We start from the raw sequence: 20,092 nt of genomic DNA, 5'->3' as shown, positions 1-20,092 counted from the left end.
ATGTGAGTTGATGAACGTACGGGCTTACCCTGGTAAGCCATGGCATTAAAGCGAGGTAACTGGAATGTGCGGTATTGTAGGCCTTCTGGCCAAGCAGGCGGTAAATCAGGGAATCTACGATGCCCTGACCGTACTTCAGCATCGGGGCCAGGACGCTGCCGGCATGATGACTTGGAGCGAGGGACGCTTCTTACTGCGCAAGAGCAATGGGCTGGTTCGTGATGTATTTCACACCCGCCACATGGCTCGTCTTAAAGGTAACCTGGGCATTGGGCACGTACGTTATCCCACCGCAGGCTCTTCCAGCGAAGCAGAATCTCAGCCGTTCTACGTCAACTCCCCTTACGGCATCGCGCTAGCGCATAATGGTAACTTGACTAATTCCGAGCAGTTGAAACAGGAGCTTTTCTCAACTGATCTTCGCCATATCAACACCAGCTCAGATTCTGAAGTGTTGCTTAACGTTTTCGCCCATGAGCTGGGCAAGCAGGGGCTTCATTTAGAAGCAGAAGATATTTTTGATGCGGTTCGTAGAGTGCATCGGCGCTGCAAAGGCGGCTACGCGGCGGTCGCGATCATCAATGGCTTTGGTATGGTGGCATTCCGCGACCCCTTTGGCATTCGCCCAGTGGTGTTCGGTACGCGTCAGGGTGATAACGGCCAAGAGGTGATGATTGCCTCTGAGTCTGTGGCGCTAGACGTCGGTGGCTTTGAGCTTGAGCGTGACTTGGCGCCTGGTGAAGCTATTTTCGTCGATATGCAAGGGCAAGTGCATACCCAGGTCTGTGCAGATCGTCCGCAGCTGCATTCGTGTATTTTTGAGCACGTTTACTTGGCGCGTCCGGATTCTCTGCTGGATGGCGCCTATGTTTACGGCACGCGCATGCAAATGGGCCGCAAGCTTGGCGATCGCATTCTCAATGAGTGGCCCGATCATGACATCGACGTGGTGATTCCTATCCCCGATACCTCGCGTACCTCGGCACTGGAAATGGCCCAACACCTTGGGGTGACCTATCGTGAAGGGTTTATGAAGAACCGCTATATTGGCCGTACCTTTATTATGCCGGGCCAAACCCAGCGTAAAAAGTCGGTACGCCAGAAGCTCAATGCCATTGATGTTGAGTTCAGAGGTAAGAATGTTCTGTTGGTGGACGACTCCATTGTGCGAGGCACCACCTGTAAGCAGATTATTCAGATGGCGCGGGATGCGGGCGCTCAAAACGTTTACTTTGCCTCAGCGGCTCCGCCGGTTCGCTACCCCAATGTGTACGGTATTGATATGCCGGTTGCCTCGGAGCTGATTGCCCATGGCCGTACAGAAGAAGAGGTTGGTCAGCTGATTGGTGCTGACCGTATCTTCTATCAAGACCTGGAAGATCTGAAAGACGCCTGCCGGGAAGTCAATCCTGAAATGAAAGCATTTGACTGCTCAGTGTTTGACGGTAATTACATAACCGGCGACATCGATGACGCTTACTTAGCCGTATTAGAAGCCGGCCGTAACGATGCGGCAAAAGATCAGAGTGCGGGCGACCATGCCTTGGTAGGTATGCATAACCAAGACGATGATTTTGACGACTAGTCATGTTCACGATGTCTTCAGCAGGGGGCTAAGCCATGCACGATGATAGCCAGCAGGATGAGTGGTCGTTAGAGACGTTAGCGATTCGCGCAGGCCACCAGCGTACTTTTGAGCAAGAGCATTCGGAGCCGATTTTTCCGACCTCTAGTTTTGTATATGAAAGCGCGGCGGAAGCAGCGCGTAAATTTGGTGGACAGGAGGCGGGTAACGTCTATTCCCGCTTTACCAACCCCACTGTGCATACCTTTGAGCGTCGCTTGGCAGCGCTTGAGGGCGGTGAGCGTTGTGTTGCGACGAGTTCAGGCATGGCGGCCATCCTCTCAACGGCGCTTGCGCTGTTATCGGCAGGGGATGAAATTGTCGCCTCTCGCTCGCTCTTTGGTTCGACCGTTAGCTTGTTTGATAAATACCTGGGTAAGTTTGGTATTACCACCCGCTACGTCGAACTGTCGAATATCGCTGCTTGGGAAGAGGCTGTTAGCCCAGCGACCAAGCTGCTATTTGCAGAGACGCCTTCTAATCCGTTGTCGGAAGTGGCTGATATACAGGCACTGGCTGCGCTTGCCCAGCGCTGTGGGGCCTTGCTGGCCATTGATAACTGCTTTTTAACCCCTGCGTTGCAGCAGCCCATAGCACTTGGCGCTGATTTGGTGATCCACTCAGCCACTAAGTACCTGGATGGCCAAGGGCGCGCAGTTGGCGGTGCCGTGGTGGGCAAGCACAGTGTGTTGGAAGAGGTATTTGGCGTGGTGCGCACCTGTGGCCCATGCTTGAGCCCCTTTAACGCCTGGATTTTTACCAAAGGGCTGGAAACCCTCTCGCTACGTATGAACGCCCACTGTGAGAATGCGATGACGCTGGCGCGCTGGCTAGATCAGCATCCTGCGGTAAATAAGGTCTACTACAGCGGTTTGGAAGTACACCCACAGCATTCCCTTGCTAAGCATCAGCAGCGGGGTTTTGGGGCCGTATTGGGCTTTGAAGTAACGGGTGGGCAAGCAGGTGCCTGGCAAGTGATAGATGCTACGCGAATGTTGTCGATCACGGGAAACTTGGGTGATGTTAAAACCACGATTACCCATCCGGCTACCACGACACACGGTCGTCTCTCTGAGGATCAAAAAGCGGCTGCGGGAATAACCCCAGGGCTAGTCCGCGTGGCGGTTGGCTTGGAGAGTCAGGCAGATATCCAGCGGGATCTTGCCCGTGGTTTGGATGCGCTTGTAGCCCCTTAGCCTGTTTAAGCGATGAATTGAACCGGTCGCCGTTGGCCGGTTTTTTATTGACTTTGCGACCTAGCTTCAGGTTATCAACGGTTTTTACGAATGAAGTGTTCTGCTTTTTTCAGCAGTCTTTTTGTGTAACACCCGTTATGCTTTAGACATTCATAGAATAAATAAAATTAATCACAGAGCGTTTAGGCTTCACATATCAAATTAGATGGTAGAGATGGGGATTAATCGAATGTGGCGGAACACACAGTATGGTTGGGGTGTCATAAGTATTCTGTTTCATTGGTTGAGTGCCCTTACTATTATCGGGCTATTTATTCTAGGGTGGTGGATGACGGGCCTAGGCTACTACGACCCTTGGTACAATCAAGGGCCGTGGATACATCGCTCAATCGGCGTTTTGTTACTGTTGGCGACGGCACTACGTATTGGTTGGCGCTTGATGCAACCGACCCCTAAGGGAGAAGGGAGTCGTCTAGAAAAAGTCGCGGCCCATTTAGGACACATTGCCCTTTACACTTTATTGCTGGTGGTGATGGTAAGCGGCTACATGATTTCCACCGCCAATGGTAGGGGTATCAGCGTATTTGGTTGGTTTGACATGCCAGCGGTGCTTTATGGTTTGCCTAATCAAGCGAGTCTGGCGGGTGACATTCATTGGTACAGCGCGATTGCATTAATGTTGTTAGCAGCGGGACATGCGCTTGCCGCTATTAAGCATCACTGGCTTGACCGTCACTCCACCTTGGTTCGTATGGTCAATCCGGCTCATCGTCCCAAGTAACGCTCGTTGTTCGAACAAAGACTCAATCTGCACGCTGCTAGGGTGGGTAATACTCACCGTAGTAATTCTTAAGGAAAGAGAGGATACATTGAATATGTTGAAGAAAACTGCTTTTGCTACCGCTATTGCTGCCGCTGCTATGGTGCCCCTTAGCCAGGCACAGGCCGCTGACTACCAGATTGATATCGAAGGTCAGCACGCCTTTGTACAGTTCAAAATCAACCATTTAGGCTTCTCTTACATTCTTGGTACGTTTGAAGAGTTTGATGGCCAGTTCTACTACGATGAGGATGACTTAGACGCCTCTTCTGTAGAAATGGAAGTGCAGGTTAATAGCCTTAACACCAATCATGCTGAGCGTGATCGCCACTTCTTAAGCAGCGACTTCCTCAATGCTAGCGAGTACCCAACAGCAACCTTTACGTCGACAGGTTTTGAATCAACCGGCGACAACGAGGGCGTGGTAACGGGTGATCTAACGCTGCACGGCGAAACTCAAGAAATTGAAATGCCGGTTACCTTAATGGGCGAAGGTGACGACCCCTGGGGCAACTACCGTGCAGGTTTTGAAGGCAGCACTATGCTGACGCTTAGCGATTTCGGAATTGACATGAGCGACTTCCCTGAATCAATGCACGAGCTAGAGCTTTACGTGACGTTTGAAGGTATTCGCCAGTAAGTCTTGCTTAACTAAAAGCGCCACCACCCCAGTTGGGGTGGTGGCGCTTTTGTATGTGATGCTCTAGCGGTTTTTTAGTTTCTAATCGATCAGGGAGCATGCGTTTGGCAGCTTTTATGCAACAGCGTGAGTTGGCTATAACCCTATGGCGGCAAACCTGGCCAATGGCAATTGGTGTCTTGGCGCTATTGGGTTTTCAACTTGTGGACAGTGCTTTCATTGCCCGTTTAGGTACATCGCCGCTCGCCGCGCAGTCGTTTACCTTCCCGTTATCCTTTTTAATTATTGGTATCCAGGTGGGGATGGGGATTGCCATTGCCGCCCTTATCTCGCGTGCGCTCGGCGCGGGGGAGAAGGCGCGTGCTAAACGGCTAAGCAGCCTAGTACTTATTGCTGGCGGAGCGGTCATTGGCAGTTTGGTAGTGGTGCTATGGCTGCTTCAGGTGCCCGTATTTAAGCTGCTAGGCGCTGATGAAATAGCCCTGGGATATATTCGAAGTTACTGGGGGCCTCAGCTATTTTCTGCGTGGTTGGGGGCGCTGCTCTATTTTATCTATAGCGTATTTCGCGCCCATGGCGATACACGAACTCCTGGTAAAATGATGGTATTAAGTAGCCTGATTAACCTTGCGCTCGACCCGCTGCTTATATTTGGGGTAGGCCCGTGGGCAGGCTTAGGGTTGCCAGGAGCCGCTTGGGCAACGGCTATCGCTTTTTCTGTGGGGCTTTTACTGACGAGCGGTACTTTGGCGCGCTGCCAGTGGGTAACACGGCAGGATATTTGGCAGGAGTGCCGACGTTCATGGCGACCCTTTACCGGCATTGCGGCGCCCGCCATGGTGAGCCAGTTGATGCCACCGCTAGCGGCGATGCTAGCCATTACAGCCGTTGCGGGTTTAGGGGATACCTACGTTGCCGCCTGGGGACTTGCTAGCCGCTTAGAAACACTCTCTTTGATGGTGATATTAGCCATGACGATGTCTTTGCCGCCGTGGCTGGGGCGTTGCTATGGTGCTGGAGACTGGGGGCAGATTCAGCAACTGATGCGTTTAGCGATAAAAGTGGCCGTCATATGGCAACTTAGCTTAGGCGTGCTATTGGCATTAGCGGCACCTTGGGTCGCTATGGCTTTGGCGGGCAACCCAGAAGTGCAAGGAGAGTTGGCACTGGTGATCCGCTTTTTACTGCCCAGCTACGCCGCTCTGGGCGTCTGTATGCTCGTGGTGTCGGCAGGCAATGCACTTGGGTGGCCGCTACGTGCCATGCTACTTTCAAGTGCGCGTCTGTTTATCTGTTACTTGCCTTGCTTGTGGTTAGGCGCTTACTTATACGGGTGGGTTGGCTTAGCCGCCGGTGCGGCGGTCGGTAACCTGGCTGCGGGTTTAATGGCCTGGGTGTTGCTGCGGCGCATCTTATCCCGCCCGCATCGGCAGGCGGGATATGTCTCCTGATACTCGCGTTATTTACAGATTGCGTTTGTGGGGAGCTTCCTGAAAAGAGAAGTAGACGAATAAAACCGCCATTGCTAAATAGCCCATGACAAATTCAGGGGCAGCGTTAAAGGCTATTTCTGGAGCGTGCATAAGACCCACGAAAGAGAACCCAGCCGCAATAAGGGCAAAGACAGCTGCGCGCCGGAACTGATGGTCGATGACGGAAACGGTCATCGCACCTAAGAAAATAGCCATAAACATCGCGCCCTGGCCCATTACCACAATGGCGCTTGAAATATCGCTGACCACCTCACCGGCGCCGCGATTAAAGCGGGTCATCACGTAGTTGGCGAAGTAGGGCAACATAGCCAATGCGATAGCAGGGTAGTAGCGAGTGTCGTTGGCTTGGAATGCGGTGGCAATCATCGACATGCCGACAAACACCAAAATAGGTGCGACGACGGATACGGGAATAATGGCGGCTAGCGCTGCAATCAAACCAAACATGGTGGCCAGTGCGTAAACGGCTCCATTTAAAATACTGTACCCTCGGCCAGCGCCCATCCACTTAGCCCCGACGGTTGCAATATAGACCGTGGTAGGGAATACCCCACCAAACAGCGCGCCAATCATGGTGCCAGCGCCATCCACTGCTTGGCACTCACGAACGTCGTATTTGTCGCCCGCGGCTTCCATGGCCTCAACGTTGTTCATGGTTTCAATGGCGTTATAGAGCGTAATGGGCAGCACGACGGTGAGCACAGCCAGCATGCCGGTAAATAGCAAGCCAAGCCCCTCAAACCAAGCGAGGTTGGGCAGGAGTGGGTAGAAGCCTAAGTGGGTAAACGCATCGCTGAAACGTTCGCTGCCAGCGTCACCAATCAGGTACGCCATGGCAGTGCCTATTACAATGGCGAATAAGGACGTTGGCAGTTTGAAGGGCATGCTGACACGGGCCACCAAGCCTACGATGATAATACCCAGTACCAGTAAGCCGATGATTGGCATTTCCAAGGTTTTAAATAGCATCTCGCCAGCAATAAAGGTGAGTGCAACCCCTGCAACGGCACCAAGCATGGCGGCGCGGGGTAAATGGTACTGCACCCAGCGGCCAATAACGCTAACGAAGGCTTCAATCGCCCCGCTGATAAAACAGGCGGCAACCGCTACTTTCCAGGCGAGTTCAGCATCACCGGTTAACTGCTTGGCTGGAAGCAGTACGCCAAACAAAAATACAAACATGACCGGTGTTGAAATGCCGTAGGAGAGAGCCGTGACATCGCTACGGTTCTCTTTGCGGGCAAGACGCGAAGCACTCCACGCGTAATAAAAATTGCCTGCCATGACTGCAACAGCGGCGCCAGGGAGCACTTGGCCATAAACGATGGAGCTGGGGAACCCCATGCCTAGCATCGTAATCGAGATGATGACAAAGTTGGCAATATTGTTCTGAAACAGCGCGAAGAATGCGTCGGTATCTTCTTTTTTGTACCACGGGTAGTGGGTGCTGGCAGCCGCCATGTTAGGCCTCTTGATTATAGTGTGTTGTTTACAAGGCAACGCTGAGTGTGCCGAAACTCTGACTAATCGGTCAAGCATTGCTTTGTGCTGGACGCCGCGCGGGCGCCCCAGGCTCTGGCGGCAAGCGCGCAATTGTACACAATATGAGGCTTAGGATTGAGAGGCAGGTATATAAAAAATAAAAGAAAACGCCCAGGCGGAAAGCCTGGGCGCAGTCGTTCCGGTGTTAACGGTTTATTCGTTAACCGCTGCAATAGCCTTGGCTAAGTAGGGCAGGTTTTCGTGGGAGAAGCCTGCTACGTTGGCACGGCCAGAACGCACCATGTAAATACCAAACTCATCGCGTAGGCGGTCAACCTGTTCAGGAGTTAATCCGGTATAGGAGAACATACCCTGTTGTTCAGCTACACAGGCGTACTTCTGGTCGAGGCCATAGGGTTTGAGCGCTTCGACAAAATCGCGACGCAGCGTATTAATGCGGTCGCGCATTTCTGTCAGCTCTTCACGCCACATTTTTGTCAGCTCAGCATCATGGAGAATTTCGCTAACAATTGCGCCGCCGTGAGCGGGGGGATTGGAGTAGTTTTCGCGAGCTACAATAGCGATTTGCGAGCGGACGTTTTCCATTTGCTCGGTATCTTTAGCCACTGCAATTAAACAACCGGTACGCTCACAATAGATGCCGAAGTTTTTAGAGCACGAGCTGGTGATAATAACTTCATCTAAATTTTCTGCCAGCAGGCGCACGCCGTAAGCGTCTTCATCTAACCCTTGGCCAAAGCCCTGGTAGGCAAAATCAACCAGAGGTAACAGCTTACGTTCGCTCAGCACGGCCAGCACTTCTCGCCATTGCTCTGTAGAGAGATCAAAGCCGGTTGGGTTGTGGCAACAGGCGTGGAGCACCACGACATCGCCTTCCGGTATTTTTTTCAATGCGGCCAACATGCCATCATAATCAAGGCGGTTGTCGGCGTCGACATAAGGATATTTGTGCAGCTCAATGCCAGCAGCGGTAAAAATACCGTGGTGGTTTGGCCAGGTCGGATCGCTTACCCAAATGCCTTTGCCAGGCAGCTGAGTAGCCACAAAATCAGCGGCTAAGCGAAGCGCTCCGGTACCGCCGGGTGACTGGGTAGCGCTGGCACGTTTAGCTTTTAATACCGGTGATTCTGCGCCCAGCACCATGGGTAGAACGACTTCGCCATAGGCAGGAGCACCGTGAGAACCAATGTAGGTCTTGGTGGTTTCATTCTTGAGCAGGCGAGCTTCAGCTTCTTTGACGGCGCGCATCACTGGGGTGTTGCCTGCGTCATCGCGGTATACACCAACCCCTAGGTCGACTTTTTGTGGGTTGGTATCTTTTTTAAAAGCTTCGATCAGCCCGAGAATGGCATCTCCAGGGACTCGCTCAATATGCTCAAACATTTATTCGACTACCTCGTCGGTTCTGGCGGCAAGAATGAAGTCATTAATATGCAGGCCTTTGATTTCATGGAACCACCACGTCACTTCGGTACTACCCCATTGGGTTACAATCACCGGGTGGTGCCCAGCCTGCTCTGCTAAGTCGCCAACGCGCTGGGTAAACGCAAGCGCATCAGCAAAGTTACGAAACGAAAAGAGTTTCGTGAGCTTCATGATGCCATCGTGCTCCACAATCTGCCACTCTGGAAGTGCCTGAAGATGCTGTTGGCACGCTTGGGGAGAGAGCGGTTCGGCATTGCCATCACAGGGTTCGCAAGACATTTGGGAGAGCTTCGACATGGTGTACTCCTGTTGTTTACCTCTCCTCAGGGTAGAAGGCAGACACAGTCGCGGCCAACATCTTTAGCGCTGTATAAGGCTTGATCGGCTCTGGTAATTAAGCTGTCAAGCGGTTCTCCGCAGCGATATTCTGCCACGCCAATGCTGAGAGTTACTTGGCCTGTGCCTACGCCAAAATCGTGATTGGCGATAGCGTCACGCAGCCGGTCAGCGAGTTTATGGCACTGCTGTAGCGGTGTTAGCGGCAACACGACCATAAACTCCTCCCCGCCCAGCCTGGCAGCCATATCTTCACTGCGCAACAATGCCTGGGTTTTTATGGCTAGCTTTTTAAGTACGTTGTCACCCTCTAAGTGACCCCAGCGGTCGTTGAGCCGCTTAAAATGGTCAATGTCTATCATCATGATCGAAAGGGGCGTGCCATGGCGTGCACTGAGAGAGGATAAGTGGTTCAAGTGCAGCATTAGCTTGCGGCGGTTTGGTAAGCCGGTTAGGGGGTCCGTATCGCATAGCTTACGCAGCCGCTGTTCTTCTGCTACTTGGTCGGTAATATCCATCATAATCCCGTTCCAAAAAACGCCATTTGCCGCTGGCTCGGGCTTAGCACTAACCGCTATCCAGCGAGGTTTAGCATTTGGAAAAGGCAGCCTAAAGCGTGTTGAAAGCGGCAGCATCCATCGTGCAGAGCGCTCGATGGCAGACATGATTTTTGGGTGATCGCTATCGGTTAGCTGTTTGATCAGTTGATTAGCATCTTTTGCAAGCTGGTGCCGGTCGATGTGCTTTAGCGATTCGCCACCGCCTTCCAAATATGAAAAGCGCATCTGCCCGCAGTGGGACCGGTAAAATTGGAACACAACCCCGGGTATAAGGGGAACCAGGAGATCGGCACTCTGGGGTGCAGAAATGACGCTATCCACGGGCATGCGTGAATCTCCAAAAAAATGTCAATTAAAATTGATCGAACAGGTTAGCCCTAAATGCTGAGCAAATATGTAAGCCATTGCTGACAATGCTATTATTTTTAATAGTTAATTATCATTAAAAAGTTGTTTTTTATAACAAATTGTATTTTTTCTGTCCTGGGTATAAGTACTGAACAGAGAAGTATTGGCACTTTAAAACGAATTTTATTACTTTTTTGCATATGGATTTGATTTTTTATAGCTGGAGTTCTCCTTGGACGTTGTGAATGCACAAGCCGATCATCCTGACGGCAATAGAAATGCTTTGGGGGCAAGCAGTAGGAGTGCCGGTGTAGGCAGGCACGACGGCATGGTAAGTTTAGTGGGCGCTGGCCCCGGCGACCCAGAGCTATTAACCCTTAAAGCCTACAAGCGGCTTCAGGCAGCAGAAGTGGTGCTTTATGATCGGCTAGTGAGTGATGAAATATTAGCGATGCTGCCAGCACAGGCGGCCCGTTTTTATGTGGGCAAAGCGCGCTCTTCCCACAGTGTGCCCCAAAAAGATATCAACCAAGCGTTAGTTACTTGGGCCCAGCAAGGGAAGCGGGTAGTCCGCTTGAAAGGGGGGGACCCGTTTATTTTTGGCCGTGGCGGTGAGGAGCTAGAGACGCTGGTGGCTGCCCAGGTTAAGGTCGAAGTGATTCCCGGTATTACCGCAGCCTCGGGATGTGCCGCGTACGCAGGCATTCCATTAACCCATCGGGATCATGCACAGTCGGTTCGTTTCGTTACAGGCCATTTGCAGCAGGGAGAAAATACGCTGGATTGGCCTACATTGGCACAGCCAGGCCAAACCCTGGTGTTTTATATGGGGCTGAGCAATTTAGCCACCATTTGCCAAGCGTTAATAAAACATGGGTTAGATTCCTCAACGCCATTAGCGCTGATTGAACAAGGCACGACCCAGCAGCAAAAGACCCACATCGGCTCTTTACAGCAGCTGCCCCCAGCCTTTTACGCGGGAAGCATAAAACCCCCCACGCTGCTGGTCATCGGCGGTGTTGTGCGGCTACACGAAACGCTTTCATGGTTTGAGACTCAGCAGGGCTGTGCGGTAGGCTTTGATGAAGGTAAACATCCTGAAACTCCTTACAAAGCCTCTGAATAGCCAACTTTATTTGAGCCTTATAATCTTAATAGGCTATTGAGTTTACGCATCGACTGGCTAGATGCTGTTAGCTGTGTATGCTAGTAAGGAACACTTTTGGATAGTGAGCTCGCTTTAAATGCCACTTAACGCTGCTGGAATCGGTAGCTTATAAAAGAGAGGGACGCAGCATGTCAGAAGCAAACCACTCGGATCATCAACCACCGGCCAATAAGCCGGATATGAAAACGCTGTTTAAAGATAACCGCGTCAAAGGAATCGCAGGCATTGCCGCGATCGCTGTTATCTGGGCGATTATGGCGCAATCAAATGCTGGCACCCACAAAGAGCGCGTTGAAACGCTTGAAGGTCGTCTTGCTAATGTTCAACAAGAAAATAACCAATTAACCCAGCGTTTAGTAGAAGTCGAGCAGGCTGAAATGGACCTGACGGCTATGCGCGAAGAGCTGCAGGCGTTAGAGCAGCAGCAGGACGAGGCGCAGTCCAACCTTGAGGCAGCGCAGCGAGATGTTAGCAGCGTTGATGCGCGTCTTGAGGAGTTAGAGGCCGAGCGCGATACGTTACAGGAAGAAGTGAATAGCCTAAGTGAGCAGCTAGAAAATGCTGAAAGCGAGATGCAGACGTTGCGCGAAGAGCGTGATCAAATCGTCAGCGATCGTGATGAAGCACAAGCAACACTTCAACAAATAGAAGATGCACACCAAAGTGCTGAAGAGGCGCGTCAGCAGGCTGAGGGAGCCCGTCAACAGGCTGAGGAGGAGCGGCAAGAAGCGGTTCGAGAAATGAGTGCCGCTGAAGAGGCCCTAGCAGAGCTAGAAACTAAGGTAAGCGATGCCAATGAGCAGCTCTCAAGTCTAGAAGAAAACATTGAAACGGCACAGAGCGAATTAGAAGAGCTCCGTAGCGAGCGCGAATCTGCCACCAGCGAGCGTGATGCGATTCAGGAAGAAGTTGATTCGCTGACTGAGCTGCGCGAGGAAGAAGAGCAAAGCTTAACCCAGGTGCGCTCTGAGATGGACGACCTTATGGTTGCGCTGGATATAGGGCGTGAAGAGGTCGCGAATGTTGAAAGAGATATTGAGACTCGTGAAGAGCAACTTGCACGCTTAGAGGCTCAGCTTGACGAGTGGCGCACCGAACTCTCAGCCCTTGACGCGCGCTTAGGCGAAGTTGATAGTGCCGCAAGCGGTGAAGTGCCAACCCTAGCAGGCTTCGAAGAGAGCGACAGCGATGATGAAGACGATAGTGATGATGAAGACGTTAGTGATGAAGGCGACGAGAGCGATGACACTGAAGAGCAAGCACAGCAACAGTAATTGCTAAGCTAAGGTCAGCGCGTTGAAGAAGCGGATGTAGCTAACCCCTACATCCGCTTTTTTGGTTGTTGGTTTATGATTAGGCTCCCGAGGAGTATCATTCATCCAAAGCTAACAACGGTTGCAACGATAGGAGTGCCAATTATGGATGGGGTTAAACATATCGTAGCGGTGGCGTCGGGCAAGGGAGGCGTTGGTAAGTCGACAGTCACCGTTAACTTGGCACTGGCTCTTTCAGCGCAAGGCTACCGTGTTGGGGTGTTGGATGCTGACGTTTATGGCCCAAGCCAGGCACAAATGTTGGGTGTTAAGGAAGGCGTGCGGCCTCAGGCTGCTGCGGATAATAAGTTCTTACCGCTGGAGGCTCATGGGCTCCAAGCGATGTCGATGGCCTTTATGGTCAATACCCGGGAAGCTATGGTGTGGCGTGGGCCAATGGTGGTGGGTGCGTTCCAGCAGATGCTGACCCAAACCCAGTGGGATAATCTTGACTTCCTGCTCATTGATATGCCGCCAGGTACTGGGGATATCCAGTTGACTCTGGCTCAAAAAGTGCCGGTTGCTGGCGCCGTTATTGTTACCACGCCCCAGGACATAGCACTGCTAGATGCCCGCAAAGGCATTGAGATGTTCCGCAAAGTTAACGTGCCCGTACTTGGTGTTGTTGAAAATATGAGTCTTTACCACTGTGAAAACTGTGGGCATGAGGCAGCGATTTTCGGTACCGGTGGTGGTGAGCGTATTGCAGAAGAGTACGAAACTAACGTATTAGGACGTTTGCCGCTCACACTCTCTATTCGTGAGTTTGCGGATTCCGGTCGCCCCAGCGTGATTGCCGAACCAGAAAGCGCTGTCAGCCAAACGTTTGCTGAGATTGCCAAGCAGGTGGCGCAGGCCGTGAGCGGCAACGAAAGCGGCAGCCCCACAATTTCTTTTAGCGAGTGATGAAGTAACCGATGAGTATCAAATCTGATAAATGGATTCGCCGCATGGCACACAGTGATGCCATGATTGAGCCGTTTGAAGCGGAGCAGGTGCGCTACGTCAACGAGCAGCGGGTGATCTCCTACGGCACTTCAAGCTATGGCTATGATGTGCGCTGTGCAGATGAATTTAAGGTGTTTACCAATATCCACTCAGCTATTGTCGACCCCAAAGCGTTTGATGATAAAAGCTTTGTGGATGTGAAGGGTGATGTATGTGTTATCCCGCCTAACTCGTTCGCGCTAGCGCGTACCGTGGAGTATTTTCGGATTCCCCGCAACGTGCTAACGATTTGCCTTGGGAAATCCACTTATGCGCGCTGCGGCATTATAGTCAATGTGACGCCTCTAGAGCCCGAGTGGGAAGGGCATGTAACACTAGAGTTCTCTAACACGACGAATTTGCCAGCCAAGATTTACGCCCACGAGGGCGTGGCGCAAATGCTCTTCTTGGAATCTGACGAGGTGTGTGAAACCTCATACAAAGACAGGGGTGGCAAGTATATGGGGCAAAGAGGGGTTACCCTGCCGCGCACCTAATTTATTGCCTGTAACAAAAAACGCCTTAAATACTCCGTCATAAGTGGAGCAGTAAGGCGTTTTTTTATGGCGTTATAGCGGACTAGCTGTGTTCGATGTCCTCATCGAGCTCTTCTGCAGCATCGGCATGGGATAAGCGCATACCGTAGGGCGGCAGCGGATGGCCATCCATAGACGCGCCGTCAGCACTGAACTGCAGTCGGCCCTGAAGGAACCAATCGACGGCAATAGGCAAAATAAGATGCTCGCGAGCGTGGACCTTCTCTTTCAGGGTTTCCTCCGTGTCATACTGTGTCACGTTTAACTCTGCTTGCAGCACTACAGGGCCACCATCTAGCTCTTCGGTGACGAAGTGGACGCTACAGCCGTGATGAGAAACGCCATCTGCGAGTGCCCGCGCATGGGTATTGAGCCCTTGGTAAGCGGGCAGTAGCGAGGGATGTATATTGAGCATCTTGCCTAAAAAACGCTGCACAAACCGCGGCGATAAGATGCGCATAAAGCCAGCGAGTACAATGACATCAGGCTCGTGGCGCTCAATGACCTTGATTAACGCACCGTCATACGCTTCACGGCTATCGTATTCCCGGTGCGGCAGTGCAACGGCTTCAATGCCGGCTTCATGGGCACGCTTGAGACCGTAGGCACCGGGCTCGTTCGAGATAACCGCTACAATCTCACCGCTCAGGCGGTCATGGCTTTGGGCGTCGATAAGTGCCTGTAGATTGCTGCCGCTACCAGAAATCAAAACCACTATGCGACGTGCTTCGGCAGGCTCTGGTGTCATGCCATTCAGGGTGTCGCTTTGATACTCGGTGCTGCTCATGCCGGAGAGTTCTCCAATCCGTTCTGGAGCACAACGGCTTCCCCTTGGCGTGCAATAATTTGCCCGATCTGGTAGACCGTTTCGCCTTGGGCTTGAAGGTGAGCCATGGCATTTTTCGCCTGCTCAGCGGGCACTACAACAACCATGCCGATACCGCAGTTGAGCACACGATGCATTTCGGCTTCGTTAACGTTGCCCTTAGCCTGTAACCAGTTAAAAACCTCTGGGCGCTGCCAAGTAGAAAGGTCAACTTCGGCAGCCAGGCTGTCTGGAAGAACACGGGGAATATTTTCCAGTAAACCGCCACCCGTAATATGCGAAAGCGCGTGCACCGGAATATCGGTGCCGCGCATCATCGATAGCAGCGATTTTACGTAGATACGGGTTGGAGCCATCAACGCATCGCCCAGGGGCTTGCCATCAACCGTTTCGTCCAGCGATGCATTGCTGACGTCTAAAATTTTGCGGATAAGCGAATAGCCGTTGGAGTGAGGGCCGGAAGAAGCCAACCCAAGCAAAACGTCGCCTTCACCGACCTTGCTACCATCTAAAATGTCAGCTTTTTCAACCACGCCAACGCAGAAGCCTGCCAAGTCGTAGTCATTGCCTTCATACATGCCAGGCATTTCAGCCGTTTCGCCACCTACAAGGGCGCAGCCAGCCTGTTCGCAGCCTGCACCAATGCCTGTGACAACATCAGCGGCGATATCCACATCCAGCTTGCCCGTGGCATAGTAGTCTAGAAACAGCAGGGGTTCGGCGCCGGCTACAATCAAATCGTTGACGCACATTGCCACTAAATCGATGCCAATGGTGTCATGCTTGCCAAGATCCATAGCAAGCCGCAGCTTGGTACCTACGCCATCGGTTCCGGATACTAGAACGGGTTGCTTATAGCCTGCAGGCAGCTCACAAAGCGCGCCAAAGCCTCCTAGCCCGCCCATCACTTCAGGGCGTGAAGTGCGTTTAGCAACGTGTTTGATGCGTTCAACCAGCGCGTTGCCGGCATCAATATCGACACCTGCGTCTTTATAGCTGAGTGAAGGAGTAGCCTGAGAAGTGGAGGTCTCGGTCATGACAGGTCCTGTGAAGCCTATAGCAGTGCGGTAGTGCTGGCGAATTGGCCAGTGCTGGGGCAATAACGGGCGGATTGTACCATCCAGAGGCGTAAGCCGCATCGATGAGTGGCGTTATCCGATGCGTGAGGCGCTACTTTTGTTACTATTCAAACGCTAAGCCGCTCATCATTCAGCGTGCTAGGTGGCTAACCATCTATCCAGGAGGGAGACAAACAGAATGCGAAATTCGTGGTGGGGCGTCGTTATATTGTTGCTGCTAGTGGGGCTAGTGTATTTGCTGGATGCAATGCTGATGCCGTTTATTGCTGGAATGATAATTGCCTATCTATTTGATCCAATTGCCAATCGCTTTCAGCGGTGGGGAATGAATCGGCCGCTGGCAGTCTCTAGCGTGTTTTTAATCATTTTGCTGGTGCTAGCGATCAGTATGCTTATTTTCATACCTCTTATTGTGCAGCAGATAAAGCAGTTGGGTGATGCGGTTCCCGGTGTTTTCGAATGGTTTGAAAATGTGCTGGCGCCCCAGGTGCAGGAGTGGACAGGTTACGACGTCCGTGCTGAGTTGGATAATGTGCAGGAGACGCTCTCGGAGCACTGGCAAGATGCAGGCGGGTATTTAGCCCAAGCATTGGGACAAATTGGCCGCTCGGGAATGGCTTTTGCTACGTGGATTACCTACGTTGCGCTCATTCCAGTCGTAACCTTTTACTTATTACTTGACTGGAGCCGTCTGCTGGCAAGCATTGCGGACTTAATCCCGCGGCAGTGGGTCGATGAAACGTATCGTTTAGCTAAACGTTGCGATGATGTCCTATCGGCGTTTTTACGCGGGCAGCTGCTGGTCATGCTGTGTTTGGGTATTATCTACGCCCTAGGTTTGACGGTAATGGGGCTCAACTTTGGCTTACTGATCGGCGTTGTTTCAGGGCTGGTGAGTATCGTGCCGTTCCTAGGATTTATTGTAGGGCTGGGGATTGCGCTAATTGTTGCTCTGTTTCAATTTGATTCATGGTGGCCGCTGCTGGGTGTATTGGCGGTATTCACCGCGGGGCAAATTGTAGAGAGCGCCGTGCTGCAGCCAAAGTTGTTGGGCGATAAAATTGGCTTGCACCCTGTCGCGGTTATTTTTGCTGTATTGGCTGGCGGTAACCTTTTCGGGCTAACTGGCGTACTATTAGCCCTTCCTGCAGCAGCTGTTATTATGGTTCTTCTGCGAGAAGTTAAGGATTGCTACAAAGACAGTGCCCTTTATGATGCTGAACAAAGCTCATTAGAACATCCAGCACGCCATGATGGGCTTGGTCTTTACGACGATAGGGAGTCATGATGAGCCGAGTGCCGGCGCAGCTACCGCTAGGGGTGGGGGTGCGAGATGATGCGACGTTTAATAATTACTATGTCTCAAGCGCTAACGCTGCATTAGTCGAGTACTTTACCCGTCAGCTTCAACCTGAGGCCGAGCCGTTTTTATACCTGTGGGGTGCGCCAGGCAGTGGGCGTAGCCACCTCTTGCAAGCGGCTTGTCACGCAGCCTCTGATGCGGATAAGCGTGCGCTCTATTTACCCCTTGCTGATCTTGGTCATTTTCCGCCATTAATGCTTGAAGAAATTGAGCGCCTAGACCTAGTAGCCATTGATGATTTGGAGTACGTGGTAGGACGTAAGCGTTGGGAGGAGGCACTATTCCATGCGTTTAATCGTCTGCGGGATGCGGGTAAAGCGTTGATTATCGCTTCCAGCTCACCCCCAAGGCAGTTAGAGGTAGTGCTGCCAGATTTAGCCTCTCGACTAACCTGGGGGGTTACCTTTCATCTAAATCCCTTAGACGACGCTGAGCGGTTAGGGGCGTTAAAACTACGGGCCAATGTACGTGGTATGCAGCTACCCGAGGATGTGGGGCGCTATATATTGCATCGTGGCCCAAGAGAATTGGGCGAGCTGTGCCGGGCGCTGGAAACGTTAGATCAAGCGTCGTTGTCTGCTAAGCGTAAGCTTACTATTCCCTTCGTAAAGTCAGCCCTAAATTGGTAAAAACCCCCGCCAACAAACTGGCGAGGGTTTTAATTCTTAAGCATTAACCGGCTGCGTTATGGCAAACGCTAAGCAGTGTTGACTGCTTAAGCGGTTTTGCTCATTGAGCTGGCAGCTGTTTGAGCCTGCTTAACACTCTGTTCAGTCAGCTTTTGGCTTTTTTGCAAAAAGTCCTGCTGCAAAGAAACAACTTTATCGGTATCGCCCTTAACGCGCTCGGCTAGCTCTTTAGCAACTTTCTGCTGGCTTTCCATGTAGCCGCGAAGGCCTTCAGCGTCTTTAACGCTTAACAGCTGACGCATTTGTGCGATGCCAGTATCAACGTAAGCCTTGTTGGCATCCATCTGGGCATTCAACATCTTTTCAGAGTAGTCAATGCTCAGTGCAGTGTAAGCGCGAAGGGGAGCCATAAAAAAGTTATCAAACTGCTGGTTCATTTCATTCGTATTGAAAGTCGTCATAGTAAACACTCCTGTGCCGTTACTCACTAATCGAAACTGCTAGTGCTTATTGGCTTCAAGCAGAGCCGGTTAGTGTGGGTTATTCAGCGACGGTTACATGTAAAGCGTTCACCGCAGCTGATTCGTTGATCTTGCGTTGCAGCATAACAGCTAGTTTTGTGCAGTGCAACATGTGGTTCGTCTTACGTTTGACAGGGAGTCCATCAACATTCTCTTAGCTCAGTGTTTACCTATGCGAATGGGACAACTAGGTTAGAAATAATGATAGCGTCAGCAGACGCTCAGCTTTTTATCCCCTGTTTACCACCTAGGAGTGAGATTATGAATATGCGCATTGAGCGAGACAGTATGGGCGAGTTAGAGGTGCCAGCTAACGCTCTTTATGGTGCTCAAACCCAGCGGGCTATTAATAATTTTCCGGTTTCTGGCATGCCTATGCCTGCGGCCTTTGTGCATGCGGTTGCGCGCATAAAGTTGGCCGCAGCGCGCACTAACCACCAGTTGGGGCTGCTGGATGAAACACGTGCAAATGCGATTGAAAAAGCTGCAAATTCAGTGATCAATGGTGAGCATGATGATCAGTTTCCTATTGATGTTTATCAAACAGGTTCTGGTACCTCCACCAATATGAATGTCAATGAGGTGTTGGCGACGCTCGCGTCCCGCGAAGGCTTGGAAGTTACGCCGAATGACCACGTTAATATGGGGCAGTCGAGTAATGATGTTATACCCACGGCTATTCACCTTTCAGCCGCCATTGCCGTGCAGGCGTCGTTGCGTCCGGCACTACTAACATTACGCGATACCATTGATCAACGTGGTGAAGCTCTCGCACATGTGGTTAAAACAGGCCGGACCCACTTAATGGATGCCATGCCACTGCGTATGGACCAAGAGTTGGGTGCTTGGTCGAGCCAAGTTAGCCAGGCCATTGAGCGGTTTGACAGCGCGATGCAACGGCTGTGCTGGCTGGCTCAGGGTGGCACCGCGGTAGGTACAGGCATTAACGCCCCCGCAGGGTTTGCCGAAAAAATGGCAAGTGAGCTTAGCCAGCAAACCGGACTCACATTCACGCCAAACGATAGTTTCTTTGCCAGCCTTTCGTCTCAGGATGCCGCTGTAGAGTTGTCGGGACAGCTTAAGGGGTTGGCATGCGTCGTTATGAAAATTGCCAACGACTTACGCTGGATGAATTCGGGGCCACTGGCGGGGTTAGGCGAGATTGAGTTAGAGGCGTTGCAGCCAGGCAGTTCCATCATGCCTGGAAAAGTAAACCCGGTGATACCGGAGTCAGCGGCCCAAGCAGCCGCTCAGGTAATCGGGTTGGATGCAGCGATTACCGTGGCAGGGCAAAGTGGTAATTTCCAGCTTAATGTTATGTTGCCGCTAGTAGTCTCTAACCTACTAACGTCGATTACACTGATGAGTAATGCGTCACGCCTACTTGCCGAGCGTGCTATCGCAACGTTTAAAGTAAGGGAAGATAATCTGCAAGAGCCGCTGGCGCGTAACCCTATTTTGGTCACCGCGCTAAATAGTACTATTGGCTATAACGCGGCAGCTGCGATTGCCAAAAAAGCCTATCACGCTGGGCGGCCAATTATTGATGTGGCGGAAGAAGAGACGGATCTCGACCGAAAAACGCTTGAGCGGTTGCTAGATCCCGCCGAACTCACGAAAGGGGGAGTGCCTGAGTAGAACCGATGCATTGCGATTCGGCGTGAGCACGTGTGTTTAGAGTAGCTACCTGGGTAGATGAGCACTGATATTAGCGCGTTTTTTTCC

At 51.8% G+C, this 20,092-nt stretch carries 19 protein-coding genes; 12 read left to right on the top strand and 7 right to left on the bottom strand.

From position 1 onward, the window contains the following. The first annotated feature begins 64 nt into the window (after positions 1–64). The 5 genes from BB497_13625 (at position 65) to BB497_13605 (ending at position 5,731) form a co-directional block, all read left to right on the top strand. Positions 65–1,585 (top strand): amidophosphoribosyltransferase, encoded by a 1,521-nt coding sequence (locus tag BB497_13625; GenBank protein AVI63670.1) that lies wholly within the window; start codon positions 65–67, stop codon positions 1,583–1,585. A 35-nt stretch (positions 1,586–1,620) separates the two neighbouring features. Continuing rightward, positions 1,621–2,820 carry an O-succinylhomoserine sulfhydrylase gene (locus BB497_13620; GenBank protein ID AVI63669.1) on the top strand — a complete coding sequence of 400 codons (1,200 nt, stop codon included), beginning with the start codon at positions 1,621–1,623 and terminating at the stop codon, positions 2,818–2,820. Between the two features lie 229 nt (positions 2,821–3,049). Continuing rightward, positions 3,050–3,601 carry a cytochrome b gene (locus tag BB497_13615; GenBank protein ID AVI63668.1) on the top strand — a complete coding sequence of 184 codons (552 nt, stop codon included), beginning with the start codon at positions 3,050–3,052 and terminating at the stop codon, positions 3,599–3,601. Positions 3,602–3,695: 94 nt separating this feature from the next. Further along, entirely contained in the window at positions 3,696–4,280 is a 585-nt protein-coding gene (locus BB497_13610) for a hypothetical protein (protein AVI63667.1), read from the top strand. A gap of 116 nt (positions 4,281–4,396) precedes the next feature. Next, a complete protein-coding gene (locus BB497_13605; protein AVI64356.1) occupies positions 4,397–5,731 on the top strand; it encodes an MATE family efflux transporter in 1,335 nt (444 codons plus the stop codon). A 12-nt stretch (positions 5,732–5,743) separates the two neighbouring features. Here the strand turns inward: BB497_13605 and BB497_13600 are convergent, their stop codons facing one another. From BB497_13600 to BB497_13585, 4 genes are all read right to left on the bottom strand, one after another. After that, entirely contained in the window at positions 5,744–7,234 is a 1,491-nt protein-coding gene (locus BB497_13600) for a uracil permease (GenBank protein AVI63666.1), read from the bottom strand. A 234-nt stretch (positions 7,235–7,468) separates the two neighbouring features. Then, positions 7,469–8,659, bottom strand: coding sequence for an aromatic amino acid aminotransferase (locus BB497_13595; protein AVI63665.1), 1,191 nt, complete (start codon positions 8,657–8,659; stop codon positions 7,469–7,471). Further along, on the bottom strand, positions 8,660–8,998 hold the full coding sequence (locus tag BB497_13590; protein AVI63664.1) for a 4a-hydroxytetrahydrobiopterin dehydratase: 339 nt from the start codon (positions 8,996–8,998) through the stop codon (positions 8,660–8,662). 26 nt (positions 8,999–9,024) lie between these two features. Next, positions 9,025–9,924, bottom strand: a complete 900-nt coding sequence (locus BB497_13585; GenBank protein ID AVI63663.1) for a nucleotide cyclase — start codon at positions 9,922–9,924, stop codon at positions 9,025–9,027. A 349-nt stretch (positions 9,925–10,273) separates the two neighbouring features. Here BB497_13585 and BB497_13580 point away from each other — a divergent pair, with 349 nt between their 5' ends. From BB497_13580 to dcd, 4 genes are all read left to right on the top strand, one after another. Further along, entirely contained in the window at positions 10,274–11,071 is a 798-nt protein-coding gene (locus BB497_13580; protein ID AVI63662.1) for a uroporphyrinogen-III C-methyltransferase, read from the top strand. 170 nt (positions 11,072–11,241) lie between these two features. After that, positions 11,242–12,387 carry a kinesin gene (locus tag BB497_13575; protein AVI63661.1) on the top strand — a complete coding sequence of 382 codons (1,146 nt, stop codon included), beginning with the start codon at positions 11,242–11,244 and terminating at the stop codon, positions 12,385–12,387. A gap of 144 nt (positions 12,388–12,531) precedes the next feature. Continuing rightward, complete coding sequence (locus tag BB497_13570; protein AVI63660.1) at positions 12,532–13,332, top strand: ATP-binding protein; 801 nt, start codon at positions 12,532–12,534, stop codon at positions 13,330–13,332. Between the two features lie 11 nt (positions 13,333–13,343). Beyond that, on the top strand, positions 13,344–13,910 hold the full coding sequence (gene dcd / locus BB497_13565) for a deoxycytidine triphosphate deaminase (GenBank protein AVI63659.1): 567 nt from the start codon (positions 13,344–13,346) through the stop codon (positions 13,908–13,910). A gap of 82 nt (positions 13,911–13,992) precedes the next feature. On the opposite strand, the gene BB497_13560 is transcribed toward dcd, so the two are convergent. Continuing rightward, the gene (locus BB497_13560) at positions 13,993–14,736 is read right to left on the bottom strand and encodes a phosphoribosylglycinamide formyltransferase (GenBank protein ID AVI63658.1); all 744 of its coding nucleotides are present in this window, start codon (positions 14,734–14,736) and stop codon (positions 13,993–13,995) included. Next, on the bottom strand, positions 14,733–15,812 hold the full coding sequence (locus BB497_13555; protein AVI63657.1) for a phosphoribosylformylglycinamidine cyclo-ligase: 1,080 nt from the start codon (positions 15,810–15,812) through the stop codon (positions 14,733–14,735). Before BB497_13555 ends, BB497_13560 begins: the two co-directional genes overlap by 4 nt. Before the next feature lie 220 nt (positions 15,813–16,032). Here BB497_13555 and BB497_13550 point away from each other — a divergent pair, with 220 nt between their 5' ends. Both BB497_13550 and BB497_13545 read left to right on the top strand, forming a co-directional pair. Beyond that, positions 16,033–17,142 (top strand): AI-2E family transporter, encoded by a 1,110-nt coding sequence (locus BB497_13550; protein AVI63656.1) that lies wholly within the window; start codon positions 16,033–16,035, stop codon positions 17,140–17,142. Continuing rightward, positions 17,142–17,846 carry a DnaA regulatory inactivator Hda gene (locus tag BB497_13545; protein AVI63655.1) on the top strand — a complete coding sequence of 235 codons (705 nt, stop codon included), beginning with the start codon at positions 17,142–17,144 and terminating at the stop codon, positions 17,844–17,846. The genes BB497_13550 and BB497_13545 overlap by 1 nt, the downstream gene beginning before the upstream one ends. A gap of 86 nt (positions 17,847–17,932) precedes the next feature. Here the strand turns inward: BB497_13545 and BB497_13540 are convergent, their stop codons facing one another. After that, positions 17,933–18,307, bottom strand: coding sequence for a phasin family protein (locus BB497_13540; protein AVI63654.1), 375 nt, complete (start codon positions 18,305–18,307; stop codon positions 17,933–17,935). Positions 18,308–18,628: 321 nt separating this feature from the next. Between BB497_13540 and aspA the strand changes: the two genes are divergently transcribed. Beyond that, a complete protein-coding gene (gene aspA, locus BB497_13535; GenBank protein AVI63653.1) occupies positions 18,629–20,005 on the top strand; it encodes an aspartate ammonia-lyase in 1,377 nt (458 codons plus the stop codon). Positions 20,006–20,092 lie beyond the last annotated feature (87 nt).

This window comes from Halomonas sp. GFAJ-1, from assembly GCA_002966495.1.
GTDB lineage: Bacteria > Pseudomonadota > Gammaproteobacteria > Pseudomonadales > Halomonadaceae > Vreelandella.
This window is presented reverse-complemented; position numbering and strand designations above follow the sequence as displayed.

Bases quoted from the DNA above. Each gene is read 5' to 3' on its own strand.
- BB497_13625 (AVI63670.1), top strand. From the start codon at position 65: ATGTGCGGTATTGTAGGCCTTCTGGCCAAGCAGGCGGTAAATCAGGGA.
- BB497_13620 (AVI63669.1), top strand. From the start codon at position 1,621: ATGCACGATGATAGCCAGCAGGATGAGTGGTCGTTAGAGACGTTAGCG.
- BB497_13615 (AVI63668.1), top strand. From the start codon at position 3,050: ATGTGGCGGAACACACAGTATGGTTGGGGTGTCATAAGTATTCTGTTT.
- BB497_13610 (AVI63667.1), top strand. From the start codon at position 3,696: ATGTTGAAGAAAACTGCTTTTGCTACCGCTATTGCTGCCGCTGCTATG.
- BB497_13605 (AVI64356.1), top strand. From the start codon at position 4,397: ATGCAACAGCGTGAGTTGGCTATAACCCTATGGCGGCAAACCTGGCCA.
- BB497_13600 (AVI63666.1), bottom strand. From the start codon at position 7,234: ATGGCGGCTGCCAGCACCCACTACCCGTGGTACAAAAAAGAAGATACC.
- BB497_13595 (AVI63665.1), bottom strand. From the start codon at position 8,659: ATGTTTGAGCATATTGAGCGAGTCCCTGGAGATGCCATTCTCGGGCTG.
- BB497_13590 (AVI63664.1), bottom strand. From the start codon at position 8,998: ATGTCGAAGCTCTCCCAAATGTCTTGCGAACCCTGTGATGGCAATGCC.
- BB497_13585 (AVI63663.1), bottom strand. From the start codon at position 9,924: ATGCCCGTGGATAGCGTCATTTCTGCACCCCAGAGTGCCGATCTCCTG.
- BB497_13580 (AVI63662.1), top strand. From the start codon at position 10,274: ATGGTAAGTTTAGTGGGCGCTGGCCCCGGCGACCCAGAGCTATTAACC.
- BB497_13575 (AVI63661.1), top strand. From the start codon at position 11,242: ATGTCAGAAGCAAACCACTCGGATCATCAACCACCGGCCAATAAGCCG.
- BB497_13570 (AVI63660.1), top strand. From the start codon at position 12,532: ATGGATGGGGTTAAACATATCGTAGCGGTGGCGTCGGGCAAGGGAGGC.
- dcd (AVI63659.1), top strand. From the start codon at position 13,344: ATGAGTATCAAATCTGATAAATGGATTCGCCGCATGGCACACAGTGAT.
- BB497_13560 (AVI63658.1), bottom strand. From the start codon at position 14,736: ATGAGCAGCACCGAGTATCAAAGCGACACCCTGAATGGCATGACACCA.
- BB497_13555 (AVI63657.1), bottom strand. From the start codon at position 15,812: ATGACCGAGACCTCCACTTCTCAGGCTACTCCTTCACTCAGCTATAAA.
- BB497_13550 (AVI63656.1), top strand. From the start codon at position 16,033: ATGCGAAATTCGTGGTGGGGCGTCGTTATATTGTTGCTGCTAGTGGGG.
- BB497_13545 (AVI63655.1), top strand. From the start codon at position 17,142: ATGAGCCGAGTGCCGGCGCAGCTACCGCTAGGGGTGGGGGTGCGAGAT.
- BB497_13540 (AVI63654.1), bottom strand. From the start codon at position 18,307: ATGACGACTTTCAATACGAATGAAATGAACCAGCAGTTTGATAACTTT.
- aspA (AVI63653.1), top strand. From the start codon at position 18,629: ATGAATATGCGCATTGAGCGAGACAGTATGGGCGAGTTAGAGGTGCCA.